Origin of the sequence: Pseudomonas brenneri (genome assembly GCF_007858285.1) — a bacterium.
Lineage (GTDB): Bacteria > Pseudomonadota > Gammaproteobacteria > Pseudomonadales > Pseudomonadaceae > Aquipseudomonas > Aquipseudomonas brenneri.
Genome location: NZ_VFIL01000010.1, coordinates 71,661 through 84,798 on the forward strand (window position 1 = coordinate 71,661; position 13,138 = coordinate 84,798).

15 protein-coding genes are annotated in these 13,138 nt (G+C 61.8%); 10 read left to right on the top strand and 5 right to left on the bottom strand.

Going from position 1 to position 13,138, the window contains the following annotated elements:
* The first annotated feature begins 61 nt into the window (after positions 1-61).
* A complete protein-coding gene (locus FJD34_RS21210; RefSeq protein ID WP_065942523.1) occupies positions 62-601 on the top strand; it encodes a P-loop NTPase family protein in 540 nt (179 codons plus the stop codon).
* A gap of 92 nt (positions 602-693) precedes the next feature.
* Here FJD34_RS21210 and FJD34_RS21215 read toward each other — a convergent pair whose 3' ends face one another.
* On the bottom strand, positions 694-993 hold the full coding sequence (locus FJD34_RS21215; RefSeq protein ID WP_032859386.1) for a DUF3144 domain-containing protein: 300 nt from the start codon (positions 991-993) through the stop codon (positions 694-696).
* A 54-nt stretch (positions 994-1,047) separates the two neighbouring features.
* Positions 1,048-1,743, bottom strand: coding sequence for a tRNA (adenine(22)-N(1))-methyltransferase (locus FJD34_RS21220; protein WP_289345521.1), 696 nt, complete (start codon positions 1,741-1,743; stop codon positions 1,048-1,050).
* Between the two features lie 240 nt (positions 1,744-1,983).
* On the opposite strand from FJD34_RS21220, the gene soxR reads away from it, so the two are divergent.
* The 4 genes from soxR to FJD34_RS21240 all read left to right on the top strand — a co-directional run bounded on the left by soxR (position 1,984) and on the right by FJD34_RS21240 (position 6,842).
* The gene (gene soxR / locus FJD34_RS21225; protein ID WP_090290736.1) at positions 1,984-2,466 is read left to right on the top strand and encodes a redox-sensitive transcriptional activator SoxR; all 483 of its coding nucleotides are present in this window, start codon (positions 1,984-1,986) and stop codon (positions 2,464-2,466) included.
* Between the two features lie 140 nt (positions 2,467-2,606).
* Positions 2,607-3,905 carry an MFS transporter gene (locus FJD34_RS21230; protein WP_090290735.1) on the top strand — a complete coding sequence of 433 codons (1,299 nt, stop codon included), beginning with the start codon at positions 2,607-2,609 and terminating at the stop codon, positions 3,903-3,905.
* Between the two features lie 77 nt (positions 3,906-3,982).
* Positions 3,983-4,876, top strand: coding sequence for a bestrophin family protein (locus FJD34_RS21235; protein ID WP_032859382.1), 894 nt, complete (start codon positions 3,983-3,985; stop codon positions 4,874-4,876).
* Between the two features lie 106 nt (positions 4,877-4,982).
* A complete protein-coding gene (locus FJD34_RS21240; RefSeq protein ID WP_032859381.1) occupies positions 4,983-6,842 on the top strand; it encodes a DUF3857 domain-containing transglutaminase family protein in 1,860 nt (619 codons plus the stop codon).
* Here the strand turns inward: FJD34_RS21240 and FJD34_RS21245 are convergent.
* Positions 6,823-7,323 carry a DUF2938 domain-containing protein gene (locus FJD34_RS21245; protein WP_065942527.1) on the bottom strand — a complete coding sequence of 167 codons (501 nt, stop codon included), beginning with the start codon at positions 7,321-7,323 and terminating at the stop codon, positions 6,823-6,825. The genes FJD34_RS21240 and FJD34_RS21245 overlap by 20 nt on opposite strands.
* Before the next feature lie 112 nt (positions 7,324-7,435).
* Here FJD34_RS21245 and FJD34_RS21250 point away from each other — a divergent pair, with 112 nt between their 5' ends.
* Positions 7,436-8,122 (top strand): ArsR/SmtB family transcription factor, encoded by a 687-nt coding sequence (locus FJD34_RS21250; protein WP_090290734.1) that lies wholly within the window; start codon positions 7,436-7,438, stop codon positions 8,120-8,122.
* Positions 8,119-8,556: an N-acetyltransferase gene (locus FJD34_RS21255; protein WP_032859375.1), complete on the top strand. Its 438-nt coding sequence runs from the start codon at positions 8,119-8,121 to the stop codon at positions 8,554-8,556. The genes FJD34_RS21250 and FJD34_RS21255 overlap by 4 nt, the downstream gene beginning before the upstream one ends.
* On the opposite strand, the gene FJD34_RS21260 is transcribed toward FJD34_RS21255, so the two are convergent.
* Positions 8,550-9,167 carry a helix-turn-helix domain-containing protein gene (locus FJD34_RS21260; protein WP_050593322.1) on the bottom strand — a complete coding sequence of 206 codons (618 nt, stop codon included), beginning with the start codon at positions 9,165-9,167 and terminating at the stop codon, positions 8,550-8,552. The genes FJD34_RS21255 and FJD34_RS21260 overlap by 7 nt on opposite strands.
* A gap of 159 nt (positions 9,168-9,326) precedes the next feature.
* Here FJD34_RS21260 and FJD34_RS21265 point away from each other — a divergent pair, with 159 nt between their 5' ends.
* The 3 genes from FJD34_RS21265 to FJD34_RS21275 all read left to right on the top strand — a co-directional run bounded on the left by FJD34_RS21265 (position 9,327) and on the right by FJD34_RS21275 (position 12,032).
* Positions 9,327-10,463, top strand: a complete 1,137-nt coding sequence (locus FJD34_RS21265) for an NAD(P)/FAD-dependent oxidoreductase (RefSeq protein WP_090290733.1) — start codon at positions 9,327-9,329, stop codon at positions 10,461-10,463.
* 27 nt (positions 10,464-10,490) lie between these two features.
* On the top strand, positions 10,491-10,874 hold the full coding sequence (locus FJD34_RS21270) for a RidA family protein (protein WP_032859372.1): 384 nt from the start codon (positions 10,491-10,493) through the stop codon (positions 10,872-10,874).
* Between the two features lie 96 nt (positions 10,875-10,970).
* Positions 10,971-12,032, top strand: a complete 1,062-nt coding sequence (locus tag FJD34_RS21275; protein WP_032859371.1) for a YkvI family membrane protein — start codon at positions 10,971-10,973, stop codon at positions 12,030-12,032.
* On the opposite strand, the gene FJD34_RS21280 is transcribed toward FJD34_RS21275, so the two are convergent.
* Entirely contained in the window at positions 12,029-13,138 is a 1,110-nt protein-coding gene (locus FJD34_RS21280; protein WP_032859369.1) for an agmatine deiminase family protein, read from the bottom strand. The two genes, FJD34_RS21275 and FJD34_RS21280, sit on opposite strands and share 4 nt — an antisense overlap.

Consider the following 13,138-nt stretch of genomic DNA (forward strand, 5'->3'; position numbering starts at 1 on the left):
CCGGGCGTTTGACTCCCCTTCTGAAGCCGGCATAATTGCCGGCTTTTTTCAGGACGTCTCCATGCAACGGATTGTAATTCTGGGCAACGCCGGCAGCGGCAAATCCACCCTCGCCCGCGCCATTGGCGAGCGCCTCGGCCTGCCCGTTGTGCACCTGGACACGCTGTTCTGGGAACCCAACTGGGTCGAGACCGACGCCGAACAGTTTCGCACCCGGGTCCGCGAAGCCGTGGCGTCGGACACCTGGGTGTGTGAAGGCAACTACGCCCGCCGCACCTTCGACCTGCGCCTGCCCCGTGCCGACCTGATCATCTGGCTGGATACACCGCGCCTGACCTGCTTCACCCGGGTCCTTATTCGCAGCGCCCTGAAACGTCCTCGCGCGGACCGGCCGGTGGGCTGTACCGATAAGCTCGACCGGGAGTTCCTGACGTTTCTGGATTTTGTGTGGAACTTTGATCGCGGCTACCGGCCGGGTATCGAGGCGATGCGCCTGGCGGTGGGGCCGCAGATTCCTACGGTGCATTTGCGCGGTAACCAGCAGGTGGCGGAGTTTCTCGACAGTCTGTCCGTATCAGGTATCGGCGCGATCGAGCGCTAGTGAGGCTGCACTGGCGGCGGCATTGCCAGCATTGATGTGGCCTGACCTACCGCTATCGCAGCCTCGCCGGGGCTCGACAGCTCCTACAGGGATCACTGCGGTTTCGGGGCCGTCATGTACTGGCTGAAGTTGTTGATGTGATCATCAAGATTATCTTCCAGCATCATCCGGTACTGCTCACAGAAGTACTTCAACATCGCTTCGCGCGCCTCCGCCATTTCGGCACCGGACTTGAAGTTGCGCGCACTCGCCCAGGCATTGAAACGGGTGGTGCCGAACATCATCGAAGCACTGACCTGGCCAAGGTTTTCGAGGATTTTCAGTTGTTCGTTCGACAGCTCGATATGCGCATCCGCGCGGTCGTAGAAGGCTTGGTCTGTAGCGTCTGGCATGCGGGGCACCTGGGTTGGAGGATGGCGTATTGGAGCATTTCTGAGGAAGCTGATCTACACCAACAGCGCCGTGATCCAGCGTACCTCCTGCGCCAACTCCTGCACCTTCTGCTCGGGCAGCGCCTGTCGCGCCTCGGCGAGTTGGCCCAGGGTCCGTTGCTTGTAGCGCAACAGGCGCTGCCACTTGGCCAGGAAGGCCGGGCTGCGGGCCTGCATCTGCAAGGGACCGAAGTACAGTTGTTCGGCGCTGTAGCTCACCGGTGTACCGCGCTCGGCAACAATGATTTCGTAGTCGAAGCGGTTTTCCCGCAGCAGCTCCTCACAGAGGATGCGGTAACCGTTGTCCATCAGCCACAGGCGCAGCGGTTGCTCGCCGCCGTTGGGTTGCAGGATCAGGCGCTCCCGGCCGCTGAGGTACGCCTTGCCGCGGTCGAGCATATCGCGGATGGTCTCACCGCCCATGCCGCAGATGCTGACTGCATCGATCCGGTCTGCCGGCTCGATTGCCGCCAGGCCATCGGCCAGGCGCACGTGAATGTGCAGCTCATGGCCGTTGTCGTGCACGGTGCGTTGGGCGGCGCGAAACGGTGTCACAGCCACCTCGCCGGCGACCGCCGCGACAATCGCGCCACGGTTCATCAACGCCACCGGCAGGTAGGCGTGATCCGAGCCGATGTCAGCCAGGCGCGCACCGGTCGGTACTTGCGCCGCCACGCGTTCGAGACGCATGGACAATGTGTGTGGGTTCAACTGCTGTTCCTTTTCACGGCACCACTGACATGGGTGCCGGCGGCGCATGATGCGCGGTGATCGGCGCAGGGTAAAGCACTAAACCCAACGCACATTGAGCATCACAAACCCCAACTGCACCCAGCCCACCAGCACCCAGTGGGTCAGTTGCAGGCCCTCCTGAGTGGTAGGCAAAGAAAGCGGTTGCAGCAAAGAACGGGCGGGACTATAAAACCTCAACTTAACCTGAGGATAACCCCCATGGCAGCAGAAAAGAACCCGGACGGTGTGCGCTCGCTCACCATCGGCGAGGTTGCCAGACGCAGCGGCGTACCGATCTCCACCCTGCACTTCTATGAGGCCAAGGGTTTGATCGCCAGCACGCGCAACGCCGGCAACCAACGGCGCTTCCCGTCGCTGGTGCTGCGCAGCATTGCGATCATCAAGGTGGCGCAACGTACCGGGATCCCCCTGGAAGAAATCAAGCGCGCCATGAGCCGCTATCCACCGAACAGCAAACTGACCGCCGCACAATGGGGGGAAATGTCCTCCGCCTGGCGCGACAACCTCAACGAACGCATCAGAACCCTGGAAGCCTTGCGCGACAGCCTGGACAACTGCATTGGTTGCGGCTGCCTGTCGCTTAGCGACTGCCCGTTGCGCAACCCCGGCGATACCTTGAGCCAGGAAGGACCGGGGCCGAGGATCCTCGAACGTGCCAGCCGGGCGCAACCCACCCTGTAGGAGCCGGCTTGCCGGCTCCTACAGTGCAATCCATGGGCCGTAGGTCGGTGCTGACTATGCCGATGACACTTTTGAAGTAAGCCGCCCCAGGCGCTTTCCCGATAATCGAGGGCTTACTGACGAAATGCCGAGGCCCCGCCATGACGCGCTCATCTACCGAACAGGTCCCGCCGCAAACCCTGAGAAAAGTCATTGTCGCCGCCGGTATCGGCAACTTTGTCGAGTGGTTCGACTTCGCCGTGTATGGCTTTCTCGCCACCACCATCGCCCAACAGTTTTTCCCCAGCGGTGATGCCAGCGTGGCGCTGCTCAAGACATTCGCGGTGTTTGCCGTGGCCTTTGCCTTTCGGCCCCTGGGCGGGATTTTCTTCGGCATGCTCGGCGATCGCATTGGCCGCAAGCGCACCCTGGCGATGACGATTTTGCTCATGGCCGGGGCGACGACCTTGATCGGCCTGCTGCCCACCTATGCCGCGATTGGGGTCACGGCGCCGATCCTGCTGTCGCTGATCCGCTGCGCCCAGGGCTTTTCCGCCGGCGGTGAATACGCCGGGGCCTGTGCCTACCTGATGGAGCACGCACCCAGTGATAAACGGGCGTGGTACGGCAGCTTTATCCCGGTGTCGACCTTTGCCGCCTTCGCCTCGGCAGCGGTGGTGGCCTATGCGCTGGAAGCCTCGCTGTCGGCCGAGGCCATGGGCAGTTGGGGCTGGCGCCTGCCGTTCCTGATCGCCGCGCCGCTGGGCCTGGTGGGCCTGTACCTGCGCTGGCGGCTGGATGAAACCCCGGCGTTCCAAGCGGTAAAGCAAGAACATGCCGTGGCCCACTCGCCGCTCAAGGAAACCCTGCGCAACCATGGCGCAGCGATCTGCTGCCTGGGCGCCTTTGTGTCGCTGACGGCGCTGTCGTTTTATATGTTCACCACCTACTTTGCCACGTACCTGCAAGTGGCCGGTGGCCTGAGCCGGGCGACAGCGCTGCTGGTGTCGCTGATTGCGCTGATCTTCGCCGCGGCGATATGCCCGGCAGCCGGCTGGTATTCCGACCGCGTCGGGCGGCGCGTCACGGTAATGACCGCCTGCGGGCTGTTGATGGTGGTGGTGTATCCGTCGTTCCTGATGGCCAGTTCCGGCTCGTTCGCCGCGTCCATCGTCGGCGTGATGCTGCTGGCGGTGGGGGCGGTGTTGTGTGGCGTGGTCACGGCCGCCCTGCTCTCGGAAACCTTTCCGACCCGCACGCGCTACACCGCCTCGGCGATCACCTACAACATGGCCTACACGATCTTCGGCGGCACTGCGCCACTGGTGGCAACGTGGCTGATCAGCACCACCGGCAGCAACCTGTCACCGGCGTTTTACCTGATTGCCGTGGCCTTGCTCGCACTGGCCGGTGGCCTGGCCCTGCCGGAAACCTCGCGCATTTCCCTGCACGAAGCCTGAAAAACGACGAACCTTTCTTGCGCAAACACCGTCCGAGCTAGGGCACTGATGCTTTTCGCCCGCTCGGAGGTTTGTGTTTGAAAGCTGCCATCGTCAAAAAGTACCGGCTGATTATCAAGACCATGGGGTATGTAGGCTGGGCATTGTTCTGGCTGCTGCTCTGGGACATTGCGGTCACCGTAGACTTCATGCTGTTCCTCAACGCCAAGATCAACCTGCCGCTGATGCCCCTGACGCTGCTCGGTTCGGCGCTGGTGGTGCTGATCAGTTTTCGTAACACCAGCGCCTACAACCGCTGGTGGGAAGCGCGCACGCTGTGGGGCTCGATGGTCAACAATTCGCGCAGTTTTGCGCGGCAGGTACTGACGTTGCTCGATGACCCCGACAGCGAGGTCAACCCGATCAAGTCGACCCTGCTGCGCCGCCACGTGGCCTATGTGAATTGCCTGGCCGCACACCTGCGGGGTGAGCCGTGCCCGGAGGAAGTGCGGGCGTTTATTCCCATGGATGAGTTCGCGCGCAACGGTGCCACCAACAACTTTGCCAACGACATCCTCACCGGCTCTGCCGCCCTGCTGGCCCGGGAGTACAAGGCCGGGCGCCTGGACAGCATTCGCCTGGCGCGGCTCGAATCCACCCTGGTCGAGTTGTCCAACAGCCAGGGCGGCATGGAGCGCATCGCCAATACACCACTGCCCTACCCGTATGTGTATTTTCCACGGCTGTTTATTTCGCTGTTCTGCCTGATCGTGCCGGTGGGGCTGGTGGAGTCCCTGGGCTGGTTCACCCCGCTGGCCTCGACGGTGGTGGGGTTTATGCTGCTGGCCATCGAACGCATCGGCACCGACCTGCAAAGCCCGTTTCGCTCCAGCGAGCACCAGATCCAGACCGAAGCCATCTGCGAAACCATCGAGAAAAACCTGCAGTCGATGCAGCGTGATTCGTTGGGGGATGTGCGCAGGGGCCATTAAAAAGCCTGCATTTTTTGAACCTCTATATAATAATGCGTCGCATTAAACATTTCGTTTATCGCGATGCCCTCACCCGGTAAGCGTCGCATTAGTCAGAAGGATCTCTATGCAAGGCTCTTACCTGCCCCCTCTGCGCCTGCTGGGCGTACTGCTTTTGGCGGCCTGTTCACTGACGGTCCAGGCCGCCACCGATGAAACCGACCACTCGGCCACCTTCGAAAAAAATCAACAATCCTACGTGATCAATGCCGATGGCAGTTTCGTCCAGACCATTGAACTGGTGACACGGATCAATGAAGAGCGGGCGATCAAGAATAATGCGCAACGTTCGCTGAGCTACAACCGCTCCCTGGAAACCCTCGAAGTGCTTGAAGCCTTCACCCAGAAGGCCGATGGCCGCCAGGTGAAGGTGGGCGCCGAGCAGATCAAGGAACAGCAGGAGACGGCCTCTTCCGAGGCGCCGATGTTCCAGGACTCACGGGTCAAGGTGGTGATTTTCCCGCAGGTGGCGGTCGGTGACCGGCTGGTCCTGCGTTACCAGCGCCAGCGCACCACGGCGCTGTTCCCCCAGCAGTTCGAAGACTTCTTCGTGCCGGACTTCTACGACACCGAACAGTTGAGCCTGAGCTACGACTTGCCGGCCGACAAGCCGCTGTTTGTCGACGCCCGGGGCTTCAAGGCAAGCACACCGGCCGCCGCCGCCGGGCGCAAGGTGTACCGTTGGGACTACGTACCGCAGGCAAAGGCGCGTATTGAAACCGGCGCCGTGTCCTATGTCGATTACGGCCAGTTCCTCGCGGTCTCGACCTTCGCCAGCTACAAGGACTTTGCCCAGGCCTATGAAGCCAGGGCCCAGGTAGAGGTCACGCCGGCCATTACCGCCCTGGCCAAGCAACTCACGGCCAACCTGACCACCCCGCACAGCAAGGCCCTGGCCCTGAGCGACTGGGTGCGCAAGAACATTCGTTATGTGGCGGTGTATGTCGGCGCGGGCGGTGTGGTGCCGCATCCAGCCCAGGCCGTGCTGGATAACCGTTATGGCGACTGCAAGGACCACGTGGCCCTGCTTGAAGCCATGCTGCGCGCAGTGGCAATTGAAAGCTCGCCGGTGCTGGTCAACCTGGGTAACAGCTACACCCTGGCCAAAGTGCCTACCCTGGGCGTGCTCAACCATGCGATCACCTACGTGCCGGCCCTGGATCTGTACCTGGACTCGACCGCCACGGCCATCGCCGCCGGTTACCTGCCAATCCCCGTGCTGGGCAAGCCAGTGCTGTTGACGCAATCCGGCGAACTGGCCAAGACCCCGGCCGCGCAAACCGGCAAGGTCAGCAACGACCTGCTGTTCAAGGTCGACAGCAACGGTGCGGCGGACTTTGTGCATGCCACCACCGTGGAAGGCTGGGGCTCGGAATTCAATCGCTACCTGCTCAATGCCATGAAGCCGGCTGACCGCGACTCGATGATCCGTAACGTCCTCGGCTGGTACGGGCAAACGGGCCAGGGCACGTTCAAAAGCGACTCGCTGCAAGATGAAGTCAACCCGTTCAAGAACACCCTTGAAGGGCGCACCGACAACCTGGTCAACCTGCCAGGCCCAACCGGTGTACCAGCACTCAGCAGCCTGGTCGGCGGCATTGCGCAGAACGTGTTTGCCTTTGCCTCCGAAAAAGACCGCACCCAAGGCTTCGGTTGCCTCTCGGGAGAAACCCAGGAGCAGGCCCGCTTCGAGTTTCCCAAGGAAGTCAGCGTCCTCGCCGTGCCCAAGCCGCAGTCCCTGCAACAGGCCGGCTTTGACTACCAGGCGACCTACGCCAAGGAAGGCAATACGGTGCTGATCACCCGCCATTTCAAGTTCGCCCATGCCAATACGGTATGCAGCCCCGAGGACTTCAAGGCGATGAAGCCGGTGATTGAAAGCATGGTCAACGACCTCAAGAGCCAGATCATCGTGCAGACCCTGTAAGCAGGACCAGCGCCCAGGCGGCCAGGTACAGACCCACCCCAAACACCCCATGGGCCAGCGTGCTGCGCAACCGCGCAGTATTAGGCCTGGGGGTTCTGGACGCCGCGATGCCGGCGCCCATCGCCGGTTGCAAGACGAAGAACGGCGCGACCACTGACAGCACACCAAAGGCCAGGGCCGGCAGCAACGTCGGCTGTCGCGCCCATTCAAGCCCCACCATCAACAGCAGCAACGCCGCAAAGAACACCCCGATCAGGTAATGGGTGACCCAACCCAACAATCCCTCCCCCGACACCGCTGGTGATTGGGCGATACCGGCATGCATCCAGCGCCCACGCGGCAGGTGGCCGACCCAGCGACCGACCATGGAAAAATCCAGGGACGGCACGCCAAGGCAACGCTTGAGCAACAATGCCCAAAGATCCATGACCAGGGTCGCACCGGCCCCGATAACCACCGAATACCCAACAAACTCAAGCATGCCGCGCTTCCTTCTGATCGTGGACGGTGAACGCAGCAGAGAGGCTTAGGCGTCACCCAGACAAACATTCAATTAATTGATTGAATGTTTGGCCGATGCTAGGATCTTTGCCATGAAACCGTCAAGCCCCCTATTCCCCGCCGATCACTTCACCGCCCTGGCAGACATCGCCCGGACCCTGGGCCATGCCCATCGTCTGGCACTGCTGGAGCACATTGCCCAGGAAGAACGCTCTGTCGAACAACTGGCGCAACTGTCCGGCGTGTCTGTCGCCAATGCCTCGCAGCATTTGCAGCAACTCAAGCGCGCGGGCATCGTGCAGACGCGTCGCGATGGCAAACGTGTGCTGTACAGCCTGGGGGCCGGGCCGGTGACACCTTTGCTGGAAGCATTGCGGGGTTTCCTGGCGTTCCAGCATGCCGAGATACGCGAGGTCGCCCTCGACAGTCTTTCGCGACGTGAGCGCCTGGAGGGCATCTCCATCGAGGAGCTGCTGATGCAGATGCAAAGCCAGAGCGTGGTGCTGCTGGATGTGCGCCCCGAAGATGAGTTCGCTTCAGGGCACTTGCCCGGTGCGCTCAACATCCCGGCGCAGGCCCTGCAACAGCGTTTGGCCGAGCTGCCCAAAGGCAAGCACGTGGTCGCCTACTGCCGCGGGCCTTATTGCGTACTGTCCACCGATGCCATCAACACCTTGCACGCCCATGGCTTACCCGCGCGCCGGCTGCGCGCCGGGTTTGACGACTGGAAAGCGGCCGGCCTGAGTGTCGAACAACCCCCTGCAAGACTGGAAAAATGATCCGACTCCTGGAACCCAAAGACCTCGACTGCGTCCTGCAAATCTGGCTGGATGCCTCGCTCATCGCCCACGACTTTATCGACCCCGCCTTCTGGCAATCGCAGGTCGAGAACATGCGCAACCTGTATATCCCGGCCTCAGAAACCTACGTCATGGAGCGCGACTCAAGGGTCGTGGGTTTCTACTCGCTGCTCGATAACCAGATGGCCGCGCTGTTTGTCGCCCCCGACTGCCAGGGCCAGGGCATCGGTAAACGCTTGATGGCTCACGCCAGGAAGCAGCGCCCCGTGCTGACCCTGGCGGTGTATAAAAACAACACCGCCAGCTGCCAGTTCTACCTGTCGCAAGGGTTTGTAGTCACCCATGAACAGGTCGATGAACACAGCGGCCAAGTGGAATACTTGATGAGCAGTGGCGCCAGCGCGCCTCAGTAATCCGTCATCACCACCATCACTTCAGCGTCCGCCTCGCTTTCCGCCAGGTAGATATGACCGATGCCGCTGTTGAAATAAGCGGTTTCGCGGCAGCCAATGCTGATGGACTCGCCCGTTTCGAATTGAATCCGCACCCGTCCGGACAGCACCACCGCAAACTCCTGGCCGGGATGGCGGATGTAGTCGTCAAACTGGGTCAGTTCACGGGCGAAGATGCGCGCGTACATCGGCGTCATGCGCCGCCCGGGGAAGTCCCCTGCCATCGGGTGGTAATCGTAATTGCCCGTGCTGTAGCCCGCCGCGCTATCAATGGCGGTGCTGACCACTGTGGGCTGGAGCAGGTTCGCCAGCGCCTTCACCGGGCTGAATAACTGCGCAATATCCACACCCAGCGCACGCGCCGCCGCCGCCAGCTTTTCGTAGCTCACCGAGACCTGCGCCAACTCCATCTTCGACAGGGTCGACAGCGCCACGCCCGAACGCTCGGACAACTGCTTGAGCGTCAGCTTCTGGTCTTTGCGGATCCCCCGCAAACGCGCGCCGACCTGGCTGCGATCTATCAGCGGATGGTCCGGGGAACACGAAGCGGGCGCTGTCTGATCGGAACTCATGCGGTCTCTCTGTCGTACAAAAAACGGTGCGGGGACTAGGGCCGGAATATTAACCCACGACGAAGGCTTGACTGGAAAATTCTCATATCCTACATTTCTCTTATGTGAGAATTATCAAAAACGAGAAAAACTTCATTCGCACACACAAGGGACGTCGGCATGCAGGACAGTGATTGTTTCGATTTCGCCATCATCGGCGGCGGTATTGCGGGCGCGTCACTGGCCTATCGCCTGGCCGGCGAAGCCAGTGTGGTGGTGCTCGAACGTGAGAGCCAGCCGGGGTATCACGCTACCGGCCGGTCTGCCGCCATGTTCATGGAAACCTACGGCACTGCGCAGACTCAAGCGCTGACCCGCGCCAGCCGGGCCTTCTACGAGCAGCCACCGGCAGGCTTTACCGAGCACGCGCTGCTGGAGCCACGCGGCTGCCTGTATGTGGCCAGTCACGAGCAGCAGTCGTTACTGCAAAAAACCTTCGACGGCCATCAGGCAAACACGGCCAATGTCTCGTTGATGGATTGCGAACAGGCGCTGGCATTGGTGCCTTGCCTGCGTCCGGAAATCATCGCCGGCGCCATGCTTGAAACCGAGGCCCGCGACCTTGATGTGCATGCGCTGCACCAGGGTTTCCTGCGGGCCATGCGTCGTGCTGGGGGTGTCTTGCAGTGTGACGCGCAGTTGAGCACCGCCATCCGCCAGGGCCGGCATTGGCTGCTGACACTGGCCGACGGCCGACAATTGCGAGCTCGCAACCTGGTCAACGCCGCTGGCGCCTGGGCCGATCAGGTGGCGCAACAATGCGGCGTAGCACCGATCGGCCTGCAACCATGCCGCCGTACCGCCTTTACCTTCGACGGTCCCGAAGGCCTGGACTTTTCACGCTGGCCCGCCGTTATCGGCATCGATGAAAGCTTTTACTTCAAGCCCGACGCCGGCCAACTGCTGGGCTCACCGGCCAACGCCGACCCGGTCCCGCCACAAGACGTGATGCCCGAAGAGCTGGACATCGCCACCGGGATTTACCACATCGAAGCCGCCACCTCCCTGAGCATTCGCCGGCCACGCCACAGCTGGGCCGGCCTGCGCTCGTTCGTGGCCGATGGCGATCTGGTGGTGGGCTGGGACGAGCGCTGTGAAGGCTTCTTCTGGCTCGCCGCCCAAGGCGGTTATGGCATTCAGTCGGCGGCCGGGGTCTCGCAACTGGCCTATGCCCTATTGCTCGATCAACCCTTGCCTGAGGCGCTGCGGCGCCAGGGCGTCGAACCCCAGCGCCTGGCTCCCGCCCGCTTGCGCTGATCATTCACTCTGCCGAGGTTCCCTGTCATGCCAGAAAGTCTCCAGCGTTATCCCAGCCACCTGCCCTACCCGTTTTCCAAAGCCATTCGGGTGGGCGATCTGTTGTACCTCTCCGGGCAAGTGCCCATGGACCCGAAAGGTGAAGTGGTACGCGGCGATATCCAGCTGCAAACCGAAGCCGTCATGAGCCGCATCGGCGAAACCCTGGCCGAATGCGGCGTGGGGTTTGACCAAGTGGTAAAGGCTACGGTGTGGCTGTCGGACATGCAGCACTTCGCCGGTTTCAACGAGGTGTATGCGCGCTACTTCAAACAAGGTTTCCCGGTGCGCTCCACCGTCGGGGCGCAACTGGCGCTGGGGGTCGATATAGAAATCGAAGTCCAGGCCTGGGTCGGCCCGCCAACCCGCTGATACCTGGCGAAAAGCCTCAAGGCAACGCGTTTCGTTGAGGTGTTTCACAAGCAAGCTCGCACGCCCCTTAACAACAACAATTCAAGGGAAGTCGTCATGAAAGAAAGTCTGAAGATTGCCGGTGCATTTGTCGGTGTGATCGTCGGTGCGGGGTTCGCCTCGGGCCGGGAACTGTTGCTGATGTTCGTCGATTTCGGCGTGTGGGGATTACTCGGTGCGGTGCTCAGCGCCGTACTGTTCACCTTCCTCGGCATGGCGCTGGCGGGCATGGGAAGCCGCCTGCGCGCCACCTCCCATAAAGATGTGGTGTATGCACTGTGCGGGCGCCACCTGGGGGTGTTGGTCGACTTGATGATCACCTTTTTCATGTTTGCGGTCACCGTGGTCATGCTGGCGGGCGGCGGGGCATTGCTGGAACAGCAGTTCGGCATCCCGGCCACACTGGGCAGCGTGGCGGTCACCCTGGTGGTGATCGTTATCGTGTGCCTGGACGTGCACAAGGTCATCGGCCTGATCGGCTCGGTCACGCCGTTTTTGATCCTCACAGCCGTCGGTGTAGCGCTCTACGGCGTTGCCACCCGTGGCCAGGGCTTCGCAGAGCTGGATCAACTGGCCAGCCGCCAGAGTGCCGGTGCCAGCCATTGGCTGCTCGGTGCATTGCTGTACGTGTCCTACAACATCGTGGCCGGCGTACCGATCCTGGCGATCATGGGCGGCGCGGCGAAAAGCGAAAAACAGGCGATCTGGGGCGGAATTCTCGGCGGCGCCATCCTGGGCCTGCTGATGCTGGTCATGAGCCTGGGACTGTTGTCGCGCCTGGACAGCGTGGCGGATCTGCCGATGCCAATGCTGTCCATCGCCAGCGAAGTCTCTCCAGCCCTCGGGCTGCTGATGGCGGTGATTATCTTCCTGATGATCCTCAACACCGCCGTCGGCACCTTGTACTCTTTCTCGGCCCGCCTGCTGCCACCCGGCACCCGCACATTCCGTATCGGTTCGGCCGCCTTCGCGGTGCTGGCCTTTGCCGGCAGCCTGATCGGTTTTATCAGCCTGGTCGGCCAGGTGTATCCGCTGTTTGGCTACCTGGGCTTCTTGCTGATCGCCGCCGTGTTGATTGGCTGGTTGCGCCTCGGGCGCCTTGCCGGGGCAACGGGCTAAACCCAAGGCTGGTGGCTGGTCACGCAGTGAATGCCACCGCCGCCTGCGGCGATGGCATCGATATTGAGCTGCACCACCTTGCGCCCCGGGTAGAGCCTGGACAGCAGGTCGAAGGCCTTGCGGTCGGCGACCTTGTCGCCAAACTCTGGCGCAATCACTGCGCCATTGATCACGAAATAGTTGATGTAACCCGCCGCATAATCCGGGTTGTCACGACTAAAGCGGTTGCTGCGTGGGTTGAGCGGCGGCGACACGGTGTGTACTTGCAATGGCCGGCCATCGGCATCGGTGGCCTGCTTGAGAATGTCCAAGTGGGCCAAGGTGACTTTGTGATCGTAGGACTCAGGGTCGGTGTCCAGGTTGGCGATGACCACGCCCGGCGTGACAAAGCGTGCGTAAAAGTCGACATGGGCGTCGGTAATGTCCTTGCCCTTGATGCCCGGCAACCAGATGATCTTGCGCAAGCCCAGCCGGGCTTTCAGTTCGGCCTCCACATCGGCCTTGCTCCAGCCAGGGTTGCGGTTGGTATTGATCCAGCTGCTTTCAGTCATGATCCCGGTGCCATGACCGTCCACTTCGATGGCACCGCCCTCGCCCACCAGTTCGCTGCGGATATAGGTTGCGCCTGCCAGTTCGGCAACGTGAGCCGCCAGTTCGGCATCGTCGGCGTGCTGCTGCTTGTTGCCCCAGCCGTTGAAGTTGAAGTCCACCGCGCCCAACTGGCCCTGGTCATCCACGACAAAGTTGGCGCTGGTGTCACGCATCCAGATGTCATCCAGTTCGGCGTGGACGAAAGTGATATTGCGGGTGCCGCATTTTTCCTCGGCCAGCTCGCGCTCCTCTTCGCGGCAGAACACCGTGACTGGCTCGTACTCGGCAATGGCCCGGGCGATACGGCCCAGGGCGTCCTGCACAGCGGGAGTGAAGTCTTCGTGAATCGCCTCCTGGGCGCCAAAAGCGATAAAGGCGCGCTGGTGTTTCTCGCCCTCATCGGGCATGAACCAGCGGCCCTGGAGCGCCGCCTGCACAGGCAAGCCCATGGACGCGACGGCGCCCAGGCTGGCCACCACCGCGGCCTGTTTGATGAATTGGCGACGTGTGCTCAT

Coding starts and splice junctions, on each gene's coding strand:
- FJD34_RS21210 (WP_065942523.1), top strand. CDS start 62: ATGCAACGGATTGTAATTCTGGGCAACGCCGGCAGCGGCAAATCCACC.
- FJD34_RS21275 (WP_032859371.1), top strand. CDS start 10,971: ATGAAAGAAAGTCTGAAGATTGCCGGTGCATTTGTCGGTGTGATCGTC.
- FJD34_RS21255 (WP_032859375.1), top strand. CDS start 8,119: ATGATCCGACTCCTGGAACCCAAAGACCTCGACTGCGTCCTGCAAATC.
- FJD34_RS21240 (WP_032859381.1), top strand. CDS start 4,983: ATGCAAGGCTCTTACCTGCCCCCTCTGCGCCTGCTGGGCGTACTGCTT.
- FJD34_RS21260 (WP_050593322.1), bottom strand. CDS start 9,167: ATGAGTTCCGATCAGACAGCGCCCGCTTCGTGTTCCCCGGACCATCCG.
- FJD34_RS21265 (WP_090290733.1), top strand. CDS start 9,327: ATGCAGGACAGTGATTGTTTCGATTTCGCCATCATCGGCGGCGGTATT.
- soxR (WP_090290736.1), top strand. CDS start 1,984: ATGGCAGCAGAAAAGAACCCGGACGGTGTGCGCTCGCTCACCATCGGC.
- FJD34_RS21230 (WP_090290735.1), top strand. CDS start 2,607: ATGACGCGCTCATCTACCGAACAGGTCCCGCCGCAAACCCTGAGAAAA.
- FJD34_RS21270 (WP_032859372.1), top strand. CDS start 10,491: ATGCCAGAAAGTCTCCAGCGTTATCCCAGCCACCTGCCCTACCCGTTT.
- FJD34_RS21215 (WP_032859386.1), bottom strand. CDS start 993: ATGCCAGACGCTACAGACCAAGCCTTCTACGACCGCGCGGATGCGCAT.
- FJD34_RS21245 (WP_065942527.1), bottom strand. CDS start 7,323: ATGCTTGAGTTTGTTGGGTATTCGGTGGTTATCGGGGCCGGTGCGACC.
- FJD34_RS21250 (WP_090290734.1), top strand. CDS start 7,436: ATGAAACCGTCAAGCCCCCTATTCCCCGCCGATCACTTCACCGCCCTG.
- FJD34_RS21280 (WP_032859369.1), bottom strand. CDS start 13,138: ATGAGCACACGTCGCCAATTCATCAAACAGGCCGCGGTGGTGGCCAGC.